Genomic DNA, 13,856 nt, shown 5'->3' on the forward strand with positions numbered 1-13,856 from the left:
TGCCGTGTCAGGGCAGAGCCCTCATGGGCTCAGTCGGGAACAATGACCGTCTTGATGCCTCGGCCCGCGCGGATGTTCTCGAATGCACGCTGCCAGTCACCGAGCGGGACGCGCTCCGTCACGAGGGGGTCGAGCGTCACGGCACCGGTCTCGATGAGCGTCATCGCGCGGCGCCAGGATGCTGGTGTCGATGCGAAGCCGCTCGTCACTGTGAGCTCTTTGTACAGCACAGCGTCAAACGGCATCGGAACGTCGCGCCCGAAGATGCCCACCTGAACGTATCGCCCGGCCCGCCGCGCCGCGGCGAAAGCCAGTTCCGCTCCCGGAGCGCTTCCCGACGCCTCGATCACGACGTCGTAGCTGTCAGCATCCGGTCGCTCGGTCGTCGTGCGAAACCCCAGTTGGCGAGCAACGTTCAGGCGCTCCGCGTCTTTCGGCAGACCGGCAAGCGTCACGACCCCGCCTTCTGCCCGAGCGACCTGGGCGCTCAGCTGGCCCATCGCACCCGGGCCCACAACGAGAACCTCGTCTCCCGCTGAGATCACGGGTGGATCGCACAGGCAGTGCGCAACGCACGCGAGAGGCTCGGCGAGGACCGCGCCGATGCCAGCATCCGAGCTTTCGTCGACCGGGGAAACGGCATGCAGATTTTCCACCGGAACAACGACAAACGGGGCGAATCCGCCGTTCTCGTATGATCCGATCGAGCGGCGGCTGGGGCACAGATTGATGCGGCCGTCACGGCACGCAGCGCAGCGACCGCACGTGCTGAAGTAGGTCTCGGTCGCCACACGCCGCGACACCCAGCTCTCGTCGGCACCCTCGCCGACCGCATCCACCTCGCCGAGGATCTCGTGCCCCATCACGACGGGTGCCTCGTAACCGTACTCATCGCGGGCGATGTGGATGTCGGTGCCGCACACGCCGGTCGCCGTCACGCGGATCCGCGCCTGGCCAGGTGCGGGCTCGGGCACGTCGACCTCGTGCAGGCCGACCCCTGCCTCGCCCGGCGCGGTCTTCATCACGGCGTTCATGCGTGACAGCATCCGCTACCCTTTCGTCGCGCCGGCCGTGAGGCCCGACACGATGTACTTCTGCGCGAACAGGGCGACCACGATGATCGGCAGCGTCATGATGCACGCGGCGGCCATGATGGAACCCCAGTCGATGCTCGCGTACGACACGAAGTCGAACACCGCGACCGGCAGCGTCTTTGTGTTCGACCCCGACAGAACCAGGGCGAACATGAAGTTGTTCCACGAGAAGATGAACGACAGGATGCCGGCCGTCGCAATGCCCGGCACAGACAGGGGCAGCAGGATGCGCAGGAACGCGCCGATCGGCGTGAGCCCGTCGACGAGCGACGCCTCTTCCAGCTCGATCGGCATCGAGTCGAAGAACGACATCATGATGTACACGCTGATCGGGATGAGGATGAACATGTGCGAGATGATCAGCACCCCGTAGCCGCCGATCCAGCCGAGGTTCGCGAACACGTAGTACCACGGCACCAGCAGACTCACGCCGGGGATGATGCGCGCGAGAAGAACGAGCAACGCCGACTTCTGCATGTTGAAGCGGCTCATCGAGTACGCGGCCGGCACCCCGATCAGCAGTGAGATCCCCGTCGCACAGAACGCCACCCAGAAGCTGTTCCACACGAAGTTGAGGTACGCGTCGTTGCCGAGCACGTGAGAATAGTTGTCGAGGATCGGTGTGAAGATGAACGACTTCGTCGTGTCGTGAATGTCGACGTTCGTCTTGAACGACGCCATCACCATCCAGGCGAGGGGCACGAGGAACGTCAGCACGACCAGCACGATCATCGTGCCGCGGAATGCGCTGTAAGCCTTTGCCCGAGCCGGTCGCCGGGGCTTCCCGATCTCGGCAGTGCTGCGGGTCTGCAGTGTCGCGCTCACAGCTTCGCCCCCTTTCGCCTGAAGGTCAGTAACCACATCACCACGAGGATCATCAGGAAGAAGATGATCAGAACCGCGGATGCTGTCCCGAAGTCGTTGTACTTGAAGCTGAGGCCGTACACGTAGATATTCAGGGTCTCTGCCTCGTGGAACGAGCCGCCGCCCTGACCTTTCACCACATAGAGGAGGTCGAAGGTCTTCAGGGCGTCAATCGAACGCAGCAGCACGGCCACGAGAACAACGGGCCGCAGCAGCGGCAGCGTGATGTACCAGAATCGCTGCCACGCTCCCGCGCCATCGATGCGCGCTGCTTCATCCGGTTCGTCCGAGAGAGACGTCAGCCCGGCCAGCAGAATGATCGCGATCATCGGGGTGAATTCCCAGATGTCGACGAACATCAGAGTGGGAAGCGTCGTCGCGGGTTCGGAGAACCAGGGTTGCGGCGGTATGCCGACCCAGCTGAGCACGCGGTTCGCGAAGCCGATGTTCGGGTCGAAGATCAGTCGCCACATCATCGCGATCGCCACGGGCGTTGCGACGAACGGCAGCAGAATGGCCACGCGCACCCAGCGCTGCGCCTTGAACGGCCGCCACAGCAGAAGCGCAATCGCCATTCCGGCGACCAGCTCGACGGCGAGCGCGCCGAAGGTGAAGACACCCGTGCGCATCACCGCGGGCCAGAACCTGTCGACGTCTGTCAGCACGTCCAGGTAGTTCTCGATTCCGATGAAGTCGGCGGGTGCACGCACCGACCCTTTGGCGTCCGTAACGCTCAAATACAGGGTCCACCCGATCGGGAATCCGATCAGGATGGCCGTAAAGACCATGGCCGGCGTGGCGAAGATCCACTTGCGGCGGTCATTGACCCACCGCGAAAACCGCTCCCGGCCAGAGGCCTGGTTCAGCGACGTCGTTGTCATTCGTCTCACTCGTTCGTCTCGGCGAGGGAAGGGCGGATGCTGGCGCTCACCGTGAGCGCCAGCATCCGGTGTCTATTTCTCAGAGTCCAGGAGATCCTGGAATTTCGTATTCGCGTCATCGGCGGCAGCATCCGAATCGCCACCCGTGATCGCCTCGACGATCGGCGCACCGACGATCTCGCGAGCTTCGGCGACACCAACAACGAGCGGACGATCGTTTCCGACGCCGTTCTGACCGTTGACGTTGATGGCCTTGGCAAGCTCCTCAGGGAAGCTCGATGTGCCTTCCGGGTTCTCCCACACCGAGGTGCGGGCGCTCGGGACGCCTTCCTGCTGAATCTCCAGCGTCATCTCGGGGCTCGTTGCCCACTTGATGAACTTCCAGGCGTTGTCTTGATTCTGCGACGCCGCGTTGATGCCGAGGGCCCACGCTGCCACGTTGTAGGGCTTCGAGCCTGCTGGCCCTTCGGGGAACGGAGCAAAACCGACCTGATCGCCGATCTTCGACTTGTCGGGGCTCACCACGTTCTCGTAGAGGCTCGATGCGTCGATCCAGAACCCGGCGTCGCCCTGTGCGAAGATTGCCGCGGCCTCGGGCCAGCTCATGTCTGTGCTGATCTGGTCGGGGCCGTAGTCGTGCAGCAGCTTGCCGTAGTACGCGTATGCTTCTTTCGCCTCGTCGCTGGCAATTGCCGAATTACCTGAGTCGTCTTCCCACGTGCCGCCGAAGCTGTAGAGGAAGCCCGAGAACTGCGTCACCGCGGCAGACGCTTGACTGCGCATCACGATCCCCGCGACACCGTCGTTGTCCTCCTTGATGGTCTTCGCCGCGTTCATCAGCTCGTCCATCGTCGTCGGCACCTCAAGTCCCGACTTCTCAAGCAGATCCTTGCGGTAGTAGACCATCTCGTTCTCGGTGATCATCGGCACGCCGACAACCTGGTCTTCGTAGGTGGTCAAGCCGACAGGGCCGTCCTGGAAGTCATCCCAGTTCCAATCGCCGGCGTCATTGACCTTGTCTGTGATGTCCGCGAAATACCCGCTCTGGCCGAAGAGCTTGCCGACCTGCAGGGGCCGGTACATCATGACGTCGACGTCACTCGATCCGGCGTTGAGCTTGACTTTGTAGTTGTCGACGAGCTGATCTTCGCTGAGCTGATTGATGTTGACCGTGAGACCCGAGTCTTTCTCGAACTCGCCGATCTTCTTCTTGATCACGTCTGTCCAGACGTGATTGGCGAGGGTAACGTTCAAGGTCTTCGACCCGCTATCATCACCGCCGCCGCTGCTGCAGGCTGTGAGAACGCCTGCACTGAGCAGCGCTGCCGCGGCTAGGGCCACGACTCGCTTTGCCGATCCAAACTTCATTGCTTGACCTCCTGTGCTTCCTTGCACTGTGGCTGGCACCGATGCGCCGTTGCTCCTAGGGTATATACAATAAGTATTACGTATCAATGGCGTGATCAAAACGTGACCGCGCAGAGCACAGGGCAACGGAGCCGATATGCACATAGACCTGAACGGAAAAGTCGCCGTCATCACGGGAGCCGGACGCGGCATCGGCCGCGACATCGCGCTGTCTCTCGCCCACGAAGGCGTCCATGTCGTCGCCTGTGATGTGAACCCGGCCGACATCGAGTCGGTCGCCGCAGAGCTCACGGCTATCGACCCTCGGTCGCGCGGCTATGCCTGCGACGTCCGCGACGCCACGGCAATCGATGCCCTGCTCAATGAGGCGCACGACGCTCTCGGCAGCATCGACATCCTCGTGAACAACGCGGGCGTCGTCGGTGATGCCCCCATTGACGAGCTGGAGGAGGCGACATGGGATCTCATCCACGATGTGAACCTCAAAGGGACGTTCCTCATGTGCAAGGCCGTCGCCCCGTACATGAAGGCGCAGTCCTCCGGCCGCATCATCAATGCAGCATCCTTCGCCGCGATCTCGCCGCGCGTGCGCAGCGTCGCCTACGCGACATCGAAGGCCGCAGTCGCGCACTTCACCCGCGGGCTCGCCGGCGAACTCGGCCCGTGGAACATCACAGTGAATGCGTACGCACCGGGGATGATCCCGACGCAAATGAACCACTTCGCCGAGCTGCCTGACGATAAACAGAGTGAGCTGCTCGACACGCTCACGCTGCGGCGATGGGGCAGCACCGCAGATATCGCGAACCTCATCTGCTTTCTCGCCTCAGACCAGGCGTCGTACGTCACGGGCACTCTGATCGATGTCAGCGGGGGCAAACTCGCCACTCAGATTCCTTCCGAGGCGTATCAGGCAGACTGAGACGGCGACCGAGAGACGAAAGGGCAGCATATGAGCCGCGACGACTCACGGAACGCCATCACGTGGCGCTCAGATCTGCCGCCGCTGCCCCCGCCACGCACGCGGTTCAACGCGCGGCGCGGACACGGCCTGTACGATCGCGTCGTCGACGCCATCGGGCAGCAGATCGTTACCGGCGAGCTTCCCGTCGGATCGATCATCTACGCCGAGCAGGTGTGTGAGCAGCTCGACATCTCACGGTCGGTCGTGCGCGAGGGCATCCGCACGCTCAGCTCGATGGGTCTCGTCGAGTCACGTCCACAGCGCGGAACCCGAGTTCAGCCTCGAGACCAGTGGGATCTGCTCAATCCCCACGTCGTGCAGTGGCGGGGCGAAGGGCCCGAATACCTGCAGCAGATGTATGAGCTTCTCGAGCTGCGGCTCGGCATCGAGCATGCGGCTGCACACTTTGCGGCTCTGCGCATGAGCGATGACGACCGGGAAGCGGCCGTCCGAGCCGGGCACGCGATGCAGCGAGCGTACGAAGAGCGCGACCCGCACACGTTCTTTATGGCAGATGCCGATCTACACCGCCTGATGCTCGAGGGTACGGGCAACGCGGTGATCGGGCAGTTCGCCGACACCGTCTCGACGGCACTGCACATTCGCGGCAGTAACGCCTCGCGATCGTACTCGACAGCGCAAAGCCTCGACTCCGCGTCGGCGGGCCGTCACGTTGAGTTGGCCGAGGCCCTCGCACGCAAAGACCCGGATGCTGCGCAGAAAGCCGTGAACGCGATCATGTTCGCGACCATCGCTGAAGTCGAGAACCTGCTGGCCTCACGAGGTGGCGCTGGCGGAAGCACGCCGAACGCTACCGCTGACTGACGGCCTCGGCGAGGTGCGATTCCCCGCAGCATCCCGCCGCCCCGTCGTCACTTGCCGTAGGAGTGGCTGTGCACGGGGGAGATCACCAGCTCGTTGACACAGACGTCGGCCGGGGATTCGAGCACGAAGGCGACGGCGCGCGCCACGTCATCGGGGCTGAGCATGCGTGTGCGTGCCGCAGCATCCGGAACCGTCGGCCGTTTGTCCACGAACTCCGTATCGATGTCGCCGGGGCAGATCACCGTTGCGCTGATGCCGTTCGCGCTCTCTTGATCGTTGAGCGACTCTGTCAGAGACAGCAGCCCCGTCTTGCTCGCCGAGTATGCGACGCCAGCGCCTCGCCCGTACGCCCAGCCCGCCCACGACGAGATCACGACGACGCGCCCGTCACCGGCCGCGCGCATGCCCGGCAGCACGGCGGCGATCCCCCGCGCAACGGAGGTCAGGTTCGTCTCGACGACCGCCTGAAACTCGGGGATCTCCAGCGCATCCCAGTGCCGCTTCGGCACATTCATTCCGGCGCAGAAGACAACCTCGGAGACGACACCGGCCTCGGCGCCGATGCGGTCGAACGCCGCGCGGGTCGACGCGTCGTCCGTAGCATCCATGGGCACGACGAGTGCTGTTCCGCCCGCATCCTCGACCGTCGCACGCACGCCCTCGAGCGCCTCAGCGCGCCGCCCGCTGAGCACGAGAGTGCGCCCAGAATCGGCGAGCGCCACCGCACTCGAGGCGCCCACTCCCGAACTCGCGCCAATGATCCACGTCACCGTGTTCGCTGTGCCCACACGTGCCTCCCGGTCTCTGCGACAACTACGGACACCCTACTGCGCGCCGCTCGGGCCCCGCGTCTTCGCACCTTCGGCTCCCCGTCAGCCCGCGGTGCTCCCATGGCGAGCACGACGCGGCTGGTAGAGTCCCCGGCATGACACGCTCGAGGCCCACACGGATGCTGGCATGCGCGCTGTCGCTCGGGCTCGCGTTCGTTATCGCCGGATGCTCGTCTGGCGACGCCGAAGGCGGTTCTCAGGGAGCCGGCGGTGACGACGCTGCCGCACGCCCGACACCGACCGAGATCGCCGAGCCGACCGAGGTTCCCGCCCCGAATGACGCCTCTGATGACGCCGACGACGCTGCCTCAGACGAGTTCGACCCCGCCGAGATCACGGACCTGGGCGCCCGCGAGGGTGCCTCGGGCGAGGCTAGGCAAGACGACGCTGGCTACTGGTACTACCAGGTGGTCTTGGGTGACGTCGCCAGTGTCATCTGCGACCGCTTCGACCGCCGCTGGTGGCAGCTCGAGACCATTGACGGAGAGCCGGGTTTCGACTGCCGCAGCACTATCTACCCGGGGCAGGTCGTCGTTCCGACCGCGTACGGCGAAGACCACGATAACGACACCCCGTGGGTGCCTAGCGCCAACCCCTTCGCGGAATGATCGCTGTCCGCCACACCGGTCGGCTGTCGCATTCTGCGCACTTGCGAACTGCGCGCGTCAGCCCTCCAAGGCCGTGTCCCACTCAGCCAGACTCCGTTGGCTCTGGAACTCACGTGTCGTGCCGTCAACCGGGTCGACGAAGCGGAGCGTTCTCGCCAGCAGCTGCAGTGGCGACGAAAAATCGTCGATCGGCGTATCGATGACGTCGGGATAGAACGGGTCGTTGACGATCGGCAGACCGATGTCGTTCATGTGCAGACGGATCTGGTGAGTCTTGCCCGTGTGCGGAATCGCGCGGTAGCGGCCCAAGCCGTTCTTCTGCTCGATCAGCTCAATGCGGGTCTCAGCGTTCGGCTCGCGATCCGGCAGCTCATACGCACGCATTTCCCCATGGATCTTCAGGATGTGACTGCGCACTGTCGTCGGCAGCTGACAGTCACCGGGAGCCCCGGCGATCGCCTCGTACTCCTTCTCGACCTCGCGACGATCGAACATCGTCTGATACGCACCGCGCCATTCCCGTGAGGCGGTGAGCAGCAGTACCCCTGCAGTGACGCGATCGAGCCGGTGCGCGGGGACGAGCTGCGGCATGTCCAGCATCCGCCTGGCCTTGACGACGACACTCTGGGTCACGTGCCGACCGCGCGGGATCGTCGAGAGGAAATGCGGTTTGTCGATCACGACGATGCGCTCATCGCGATGCAACACAGTGATCTCGAATGGCACTTCAACTTCGTCGCGCAGGTCACGGTGGAACCAGACGAACGTATGCGGCGTGTAGACGGCGTCTGCCGGGAGCGGCAGAGCGTCGTCGCCCGCAAACTCGCCGTTGGCGAGCATCTCGTCGATGCGCTCCGGCGTCAGTTTCGGCAGCCGCTCGACGAGGAACTGCCGCATGGTCTTCCAGCGCCGTTCGCGTGGGGTTCGCACCCACGCAGCATCCAGCCCGTGGCGTTGAGGAAGAGGCGAGACCGGCACCCATCGAGGGTACCCGCCTGGCCTGCGTCTCTCCTTTTCACCTTTCGCCCGCCGGGAAAAACGGTACGGCACGACCAGCCCCACGTCCGGTTTGCGTAAGCCACATGACTCTCGCGAATGAGGGTGAAGCGCCCGATGGCTGATGCACTCCGACCGGGACACACAGGGGACTCGTCTCCATCGCGAGAGCCAGACCTCGTCGATAGACTCCAGCGCATGGGGAGAATCACACGCGCAGCGAGCGCGACTGCAGTGGGGGCTGCGTTCCTGATGAGCGCAATTCTGACGGGGCCAGCGGCCGTTGCTTCCGAAAGCGTGGCCGGCTACGTGTCGGGAGCAGGAGACGGCGCAGGTGCGGCGGAGCCAGGTACGAGCGTCGAAGCGCTCGGCCCGGTCGGCTCGGGTGTGGACGACTTCGAGTTCACTACGCTCAACGCCGACTACACGATCGGACGCGATGACGACGGTGCCAGCACGCTGCACGTGGTCGAGGAGTTCACGGCGGTGTTCCCAGACATCGACCAGAATCACGGCATGCGTCGCAGCATCCCCAACACCTACAACGGCCAGCCGTTGCAGCCCGAGCTCATCTCCATCACCGACGAGAACGGCAGTGCGCGGCCGGCAGAGACGGACTCTGAAGACGACACGTTCCAGATGACGTCGCGCTCGGGCGACTACTTGCACGGACCACAGACGTTCGTGTTCACGTACGAGCTCCACAACGTGACATGGACCTTCGACGGCACCGGCGCCGACGAGTTTTACTGGGACGTCAACGGCGTCGACTGGCCGCAGAAGTTCGGCTCCGTCAACGCGACACTGCATGTTCCCGCCGATCTCGCGGATGCTCTCACGGGTGAGCAGTCCTGCTATCAGGGCGCGCAGGGCGGCACGGGCTCGTGCTCAATCTCAGCGACGACGGATGCTGACGGGTCAGCTGCCGTGACAGCATCCGGGGGCCCGCTCGCACCGTATGAAACGATGACGATCTCCGTCGGATTCGATGCCGGAACCTTCACGCTGTACGACACCTCGTTCTTTGCACGCCCCTGGGGGTGGCTGCAGCTGCTGGCGACGCTTGGCGCGCTCATCATGCTGATCCCGGCGATCATCATTCGCACGCGCTCGCTCAAGGACTCCCCGGGGCGGCCCACCGTCATCGCCGAGTACGAACCGCCACGGGGCATCGACGCTCTGCAGGCAGCCGTCTTCCTCGGCAAGAACGACAAGGGCATTCCGGCTGAGGTGCTCGAGCAGGCGGTAAGCGGCAGCATCCGGATTCTCGAGGGCAAGCGCAAGCTCTTCGGCGGTTCCCGGCTGCAAGCGCAGCTTGTCGACCCGTCGCGGGCCGACGCCGATGGCGTGATGCTGCTGCAGGGGCTCTTCAACGGGCAGCCGCCCGGCGCGGTGTTCGAGTTCGGCCGCACCGACAAGCGGTTCTCGAAGATGGCGCAGGGCATGCTCGTCTGGGCCAGGTCAGCTCTGAGAGCCCGCGGCCTGTGGCGCACCACACGCCCTGGCCCGAGCCTGACCACCTTGGCGGGCGGTTTTGTGCTGATGCTCGCATCGATCGGCATGGGTGCGGTGTCCCTGTCGCTGAGCGTGGACGCGGCACTTCCTGTTCTGCTGTTCTCCACGGCGATTCTCGCCTTTGCCGTGTGTGTTGGGTTCCTGGCGCACAGGCCGCTCTCGCCAGCCGGTGCCGAGTTGCGCGACCACCTCGCGGGACTCAAGGAATTCATCGCCTGGGCAGAGGCCGACCGCATCCGGATGCTGCAATCGCCCAGCGGTGCCGAACGCCGCCGCATCGACGTCAACGACCCGCGCCAGGTGCTGCATCTCTACGAGAGGCTCTTGCCGTTCGCCGTGATCTTCGGGCAGGAGAAACAGTGGGCCGACCAGCTTGTCGTTCTCTACGGGTACACGGGTGAGACGTCACCGAGTTGGTACTACGGAGCGGCAGGCTTCAGCGCTGCGGCGTTCTCGAACGGCATCTCCACTCTGTCAACGAGCGCCGTCAGCGCCTCGTCAAGTACCGGCGGCTCCAGCGGCGGCGGATCCGCCGGTGGAGGAGGCGGGGGTGGCGGCGGCGGAGGCGTGTGACCTCGGCCGCTCTGGCCCCTCGCCAGCGTCCTCTCTGCACTTTCGACTGCATCCCCCCGGCCGGAGGTGATATTCTGTGGTCAGACCATAGTGGTCTGACCACATGATCGTGACGAGGAGGCCCCGTGGCTGATGACCAGCGCGCTTGGCAGACGGTGCTCGCACACGTGGAGTCAGCGCTGCTTGACGGCAGCCTCGTGCCCGGCGACCGGCTCCCCGGGGAGCGCGCCCTGGCCGCAGAACTCGGTGTCGGGCGCTCCAGCGTCCGTGAGGCGCTGCGCGTGCTCGAGGTGCTGGGGCTCATCCGCACAGCCACGGGATCAGGCCCCACCGCCGGCGCGATCATCGTGGCGACACCGCGCGGCGGCATGTCAGCCCTGCTGCGCCTGCAGGTCGCAGCGAAAGGCTTCGCCCTCGCCGACATCGTCTCGACCCGGCTCGTTCTCGAGAGTTCGGTCGCCGAGGATCTGGCGCGCCAACAGCATCCGGATCTCGCCGATGCCCATGCGATGCTCGCCGCCATGAACGCCGACGACCTCGCGCCTGCCGAGTTTCTCGCGCTCGATGCCCGCTTCCACCTCGCTCTCGCGGAAGCCTCGGGTAACGCCGTCGTCGCCGCCACAATGGCCGGATTACGCGACGCCATCGAGGCGTACGTGCGCGAGGGCAGCGAGCACATCGCGGACTGGCCAGCCACCGTCGATCGGCTCCGCAGCGAGCACGGGGGAGTCGTCGCCGCGATCACAGCGCACGACCCGGATGCTGCGCGCACACGCATCCGCGACCACATCACCGGCTATTACGCGCAGATTTCCGGCGACGCCGCGCACGGCCCGCCCCGGATCACCGGCGCCTCGGCCCGCCCCACGGATGCCGGGGAACCCTGACAACCCCGGCCCGACACACCCGCAGCCGCCACACACAGACCTCTCATCACCGCCACGTCGAAAGGACGCTTCACATGGTCACTCGCCAGCTTCCGAAGCCCGCCGAGATCTTCGAGCTCATGCAGTTCAAGAAGCCCGAGCTCAACGGCAAGAAGCGTCGGCTCGACGCCGCGCTCACCATCGCCGATCTGCGGACCATCGCCAAACGGCGCACGCCCGCGGCGGCATTCGACTACACCGACGGCGCTGCCGAAGGCGAGCTCTCCCTTGCGCGGGCACGCCAAGCGTTCAAGGACGTCGAGTTCCACCCCGACGTGCTCCGCCCGGCAACGAGCGTCGACACCAGCACAACCGTCCTGGGCGGGCCGAGCGCCCTGCCGTTCGGTATCGCGCCCACCGGCTTCACGCGACTCATGCAGACCGAGGGTGAGACCGCGGGAGCCGGCGCCGCCGCCGCGGCGGGCATTCCGTTCACGCTCTCGACGCTCGGCACAACATCGATCGAAGACGTCAAGGCCACCAATCCGGACGGTCGCAACTGGTTTCAGCTGTACGTCATGCGCGACCGCGAGGTCTCCTATGAGCTGACGCGTCGCGCGGCAGCATCCGGATTCGACACCCTCTTCTTCACGGTCGACACGCCTGTCGCCGGGGCTCGGCTGCGCGATAAGCGCAACGGATTCTCGATTCCGCCGCAGCTCACGCCCAAGACGATTCTCAACGCGATTCCGCGCCCGTGGTGGTGGATCGACTTCCTCACCACGCCGAAGCTCGAGTTCGCCTCGCTGTCATCGACGGGCGGCACGGTGGGCGAGCTGCTTGACGCCGCCATGGATCCCACGATCAGCTACGACGACCTCGAGGTGATCCGCGGCATGTGGCCGGGGAAGATCGTGATCAAGGGCGTGCAGAACATTGAGGATGCCGCCAAGCTCGTCGATCTCGGCGTCGACGGCATCGTGCTCTCGAACCACGGCGGCCGGCAGCTCGATCGCGCGCCGATCCCCTTCCACCTGCTGCCGCACGTGCGGCGCGAGCTGGGCGCCGACGCCACGATCATGGTCGACACGGGGATCATGAACGGGGCCGACATTGTCGCATCGGTGGCACTGGGCGCCGACTTCACACTCATCGGCCGCGCGTACCTGTACGGGCTCATGGCCGGAGGGCGCGAGGGCGTCGACCGCACCATTGCGATTTTGAGCGATGAGATCGTCCGCACGATGAAGCTGCTGGGCGTCTCGTCACTCGGCGAGCTGGAGCCACGTCATGTCACGCAGCTGGCCCGGCTGACGCCGGTGACACGGGATGCTGTGGAGCCGACGCGCGCCTGACGACTCCGCTTTGCGGCGCGAGGCATGCGCACCACGTGCCGCCAGAATCTCCGACATGGCGCGCGGACCCTCCCCGGGCGCACGTCACCGCTGTATGGTCACATCATGATCACCCTGCGGCCGTGGAAGCTCTCTGACGCCTCCGCGCTGCGCGAATGCATTGCGACCTCGCCCGATCTGATCCGTCAGGTGGGGACCGCCGACGTGTCGACGGTTGAGGCCTGTCGGGCGTTCATTCGCGATGCGCTCCCCGCCGAAGCATCGACGGTGAACGTCGCCATCTGCCGTGACGAGGTGCCTGTCGGCAATGTCGGGATCAGCAACATCGAGTATCGGCATGGCACCGGCTGGACGTACTACTGGCTCGCGACGACGGCACGCGGACAGGGTCTTGCCACGCGCGCCCTCGCCTCGCTCGCACAGTGGGCATTCGCCGAGCAGAGCATCCACCGCCTTGAGCTGGGGCATCGCGTCGAGAACACACCATCGTGCCGCGTCGCGTCGCGTGCCGGCTTCCTGCCCGAGGGCATCCAGCGCGAGAAGCTCCGGTACGGCACCGAGCGCTTCGACGTCGAGACGCATGCGCGACTCGCAACGGATGCTGTTCCAAAGCTCGACCCGCTGACACTGGAACTGTAGCGAGCCACCACTGCCGAACGTCGCTGCCTGCTCTGCTCTGCCTTGCCTTGACTTGCTCTGCCTTGGCTTGGCTTGGCTTGGCTTGGCTTGGCTTGCGACGGATGCTGTTCCAAAGCTCGACCCGCTGACGCTCGACCTGTAGCGAGGCCACCTCCGTAGAACGCAGCTGCCTGCCCGCCCTGCTTTGGTGCACACAGCATCCTCTACCAACGCACTGCCAGCTTTGGCGCGCGGTAGCCTCCCCGTCAACGCACCGCCTGCCTTGGCGCGCGGTAGCCTCTTCCACCAACGCTCTGGCGGCCCTGCCTTGGTGCAGACAGCATCCTCCGTCAACGCCCAGCCGCGCCGCCATCTGCACAAACTTCCGTGCAGTCATTCGGAAATCTCACTCCCAGACCCGGCGTGTCGCATCCAAACTGCGGCGTGTCGCTCGAAATTTCCGAATCTCTGCACATCACTGTCGCTGCATTCGGAGTCG

The 13,856-nt window shown here is 65.1% G+C and carries 13 protein-coding genes; 7 read left to right on the forward strand and 6 right to left on the reverse strand.

The annotated features are described in order from the left end of the window. Positions 1-29 precede the first annotated feature (29 nt). The 4 genes from OK352_RS01250 to OK352_RS01265 form a co-directional block, all read right to left on the reverse strand. Positions 30-1,046: a zinc-dependent alcohol dehydrogenase gene (locus tag OK352_RS01250; protein ID WP_265139572.1), complete on the reverse strand. Its 1,017-nt coding sequence runs from the start codon at positions 1,044-1,046 to the stop codon at positions 30-32. 3 nt (positions 1,047-1,049) lie between these two features. Then, on the reverse strand, positions 1,050-1,919 hold the full coding sequence (locus tag OK352_RS01255) for a carbohydrate ABC transporter permease (RefSeq protein ID WP_265139573.1): 870 nt from the start codon (positions 1,917-1,919) through the stop codon (positions 1,050-1,052). Next, positions 1,916-2,839: a carbohydrate ABC transporter permease gene (locus tag OK352_RS01260; protein WP_265139574.1), complete on the reverse strand. Its 924-nt coding sequence runs from the start codon at positions 2,837-2,839 to the stop codon at positions 1,916-1,918. Before OK352_RS01260 ends, OK352_RS01255 begins: the two co-directional genes overlap by 4 nt. A gap of 72 nt (positions 2,840-2,911) precedes the next feature. Beyond that, on the reverse strand, positions 2,912-4,207 hold the full coding sequence (locus tag OK352_RS01265; protein WP_265139575.1) for an ABC transporter substrate-binding protein: 1,296 nt from the start codon (positions 4,205-4,207) through the stop codon (positions 2,912-2,914). Positions 4,208-4,343: 136 nt separating this feature from the next. Here OK352_RS01265 and OK352_RS01270 point away from each other — a divergent pair, with 136 nt between their 5' ends. Both OK352_RS01270 and OK352_RS01275 read left to right on the forward strand, forming a co-directional pair. After that, positions 4,344-5,129 (forward strand): SDR family NAD(P)-dependent oxidoreductase, encoded by a 786-nt coding sequence (locus OK352_RS01270; protein WP_265139576.1) that lies wholly within the window; start codon positions 4,344-4,346, stop codon positions 5,127-5,129. Between the two features lie 30 nt (positions 5,130-5,159). Then, positions 5,160-5,996 carry a FadR/GntR family transcriptional regulator gene (locus tag OK352_RS01275; protein WP_265139577.1) on the forward strand — a complete coding sequence of 279 codons (837 nt, stop codon included), beginning with the start codon at positions 5,160-5,162 and terminating at the stop codon, positions 5,994-5,996. Positions 5,997-6,043: 47 nt separating this feature from the next. Here the strand turns inward: OK352_RS01275 and OK352_RS01280 are convergent, their stop codons facing one another. Next, positions 6,044-6,784 (reverse strand): SDR family oxidoreductase, encoded by a 741-nt coding sequence (locus OK352_RS01280; RefSeq protein ID WP_265139578.1) that lies wholly within the window; start codon positions 6,782-6,784, stop codon positions 6,044-6,046. A 137-nt stretch (positions 6,785-6,921) separates the two neighbouring features. On the opposite strand from OK352_RS01280, the gene OK352_RS01285 reads away from it, so the two are divergent. Further along, positions 6,922-7,434: a hypothetical protein gene (locus tag OK352_RS01285; protein WP_265139579.1), complete on the forward strand. Its 513-nt coding sequence runs from the start codon at positions 6,922-6,924 to the stop codon at positions 7,432-7,434. 57 nt (positions 7,435-7,491) lie between these two features. Here OK352_RS01285 and OK352_RS01290 read toward each other — a convergent pair whose 3' ends face one another. Continuing rightward, positions 7,492-8,412 (reverse strand): pseudouridine synthase, encoded by a 921-nt coding sequence (locus OK352_RS01290; protein WP_265139580.1) that lies wholly within the window; start codon positions 8,410-8,412, stop codon positions 7,492-7,494. 216 nt (positions 8,413-8,628) lie between these two features. Here OK352_RS01290 and OK352_RS01295 point away from each other — a divergent pair, with 216 nt between their 5' ends. From OK352_RS01295 to OK352_RS01310, 4 genes are all read left to right on the forward strand, one after another. Then, positions 8,629-10,518 (forward strand): DUF2207 domain-containing protein, encoded by a 1,890-nt coding sequence (locus OK352_RS01295; RefSeq protein ID WP_265139581.1) that lies wholly within the window; start codon positions 8,629-8,631, stop codon positions 10,516-10,518. Between the two features lie 125 nt (positions 10,519-10,643). Then, on the forward strand, positions 10,644-11,405 hold the full coding sequence (locus OK352_RS01300; protein WP_306387759.1) for a FadR/GntR family transcriptional regulator: 762 nt from the start codon (positions 10,644-10,646) through the stop codon (positions 11,403-11,405). A gap of 74 nt (positions 11,406-11,479) precedes the next feature. Beyond that, positions 11,480-12,739, forward strand: coding sequence for an alpha-hydroxy acid oxidase (locus tag OK352_RS01305; protein WP_265139582.1), 1,260 nt, complete (start codon positions 11,480-11,482; stop codon positions 12,737-12,739). A 105-nt stretch (positions 12,740-12,844) separates the two neighbouring features. Next, positions 12,845-13,378, forward strand: a complete 534-nt coding sequence (locus OK352_RS01310; RefSeq protein ID WP_306387760.1) for a GNAT family N-acetyltransferase — start codon at positions 12,845-12,847, stop codon at positions 13,376-13,378. Positions 13,379-13,856 lie beyond the last annotated feature (478 nt).

The organism is Microbacterium sp. MPKO10 (assembly GCF_026107415.2).
In the GTDB taxonomy this organism is placed as follows: domain Bacteria; phylum Actinomycetota; class Actinomycetes; order Actinomycetales; family Microbacteriaceae; genus Paramicrobacterium.

Bases quoted from the DNA above. Each gene is read 5' to 3' on its own strand.
- OK352_RS01250 (WP_265139572.1), bottom strand. From the start codon at position 1,046: ATGCTGTCACGCATGAACGCCGTGATGAAGACCGCGCCGGGCGAGGCA.
- OK352_RS01260 (WP_265139574.1), bottom strand. From the start codon at position 2,839: ATGACAACGACGTCGCTGAACCAGGCCTCTGGCCGGGAGCGGTTTTCG.
- OK352_RS01265 (WP_265139575.1), bottom strand. From the start codon at position 4,207: ATGAAGTTTGGATCGGCAAAGCGAGTCGTGGCCCTAGCCGCGGCAGCG.
- OK352_RS01270 (WP_265139576.1), top strand. From the start codon at position 4,344: ATGCACATAGACCTGAACGGAAAAGTCGCCGTCATCACGGGAGCCGGA.
- OK352_RS01275 (WP_265139577.1), top strand. From the start codon at position 5,160: ATGAGCCGCGACGACTCACGGAACGCCATCACGTGGCGCTCAGATCTG.
- OK352_RS01285 (WP_265139579.1), top strand. From the start codon at position 6,922: ATGACACGCTCGAGGCCCACACGGATGCTGGCATGCGCGCTGTCGCTC.
- OK352_RS01295 (WP_265139581.1), top strand. From the start codon at position 8,629: ATGGGGAGAATCACACGCGCAGCGAGCGCGACTGCAGTGGGGGCTGCG.
- OK352_RS01305 (WP_265139582.1), top strand. From the start codon at position 11,480: ATGGTCACTCGCCAGCTTCCGAAGCCCGCCGAGATCTTCGAGCTCATG.
- OK352_RS01310 (WP_306387760.1), top strand. From the start codon at position 12,845: ATGATCACCCTGCGGCCGTGGAAGCTCTCTGACGCCTCCGCGCTGCGC.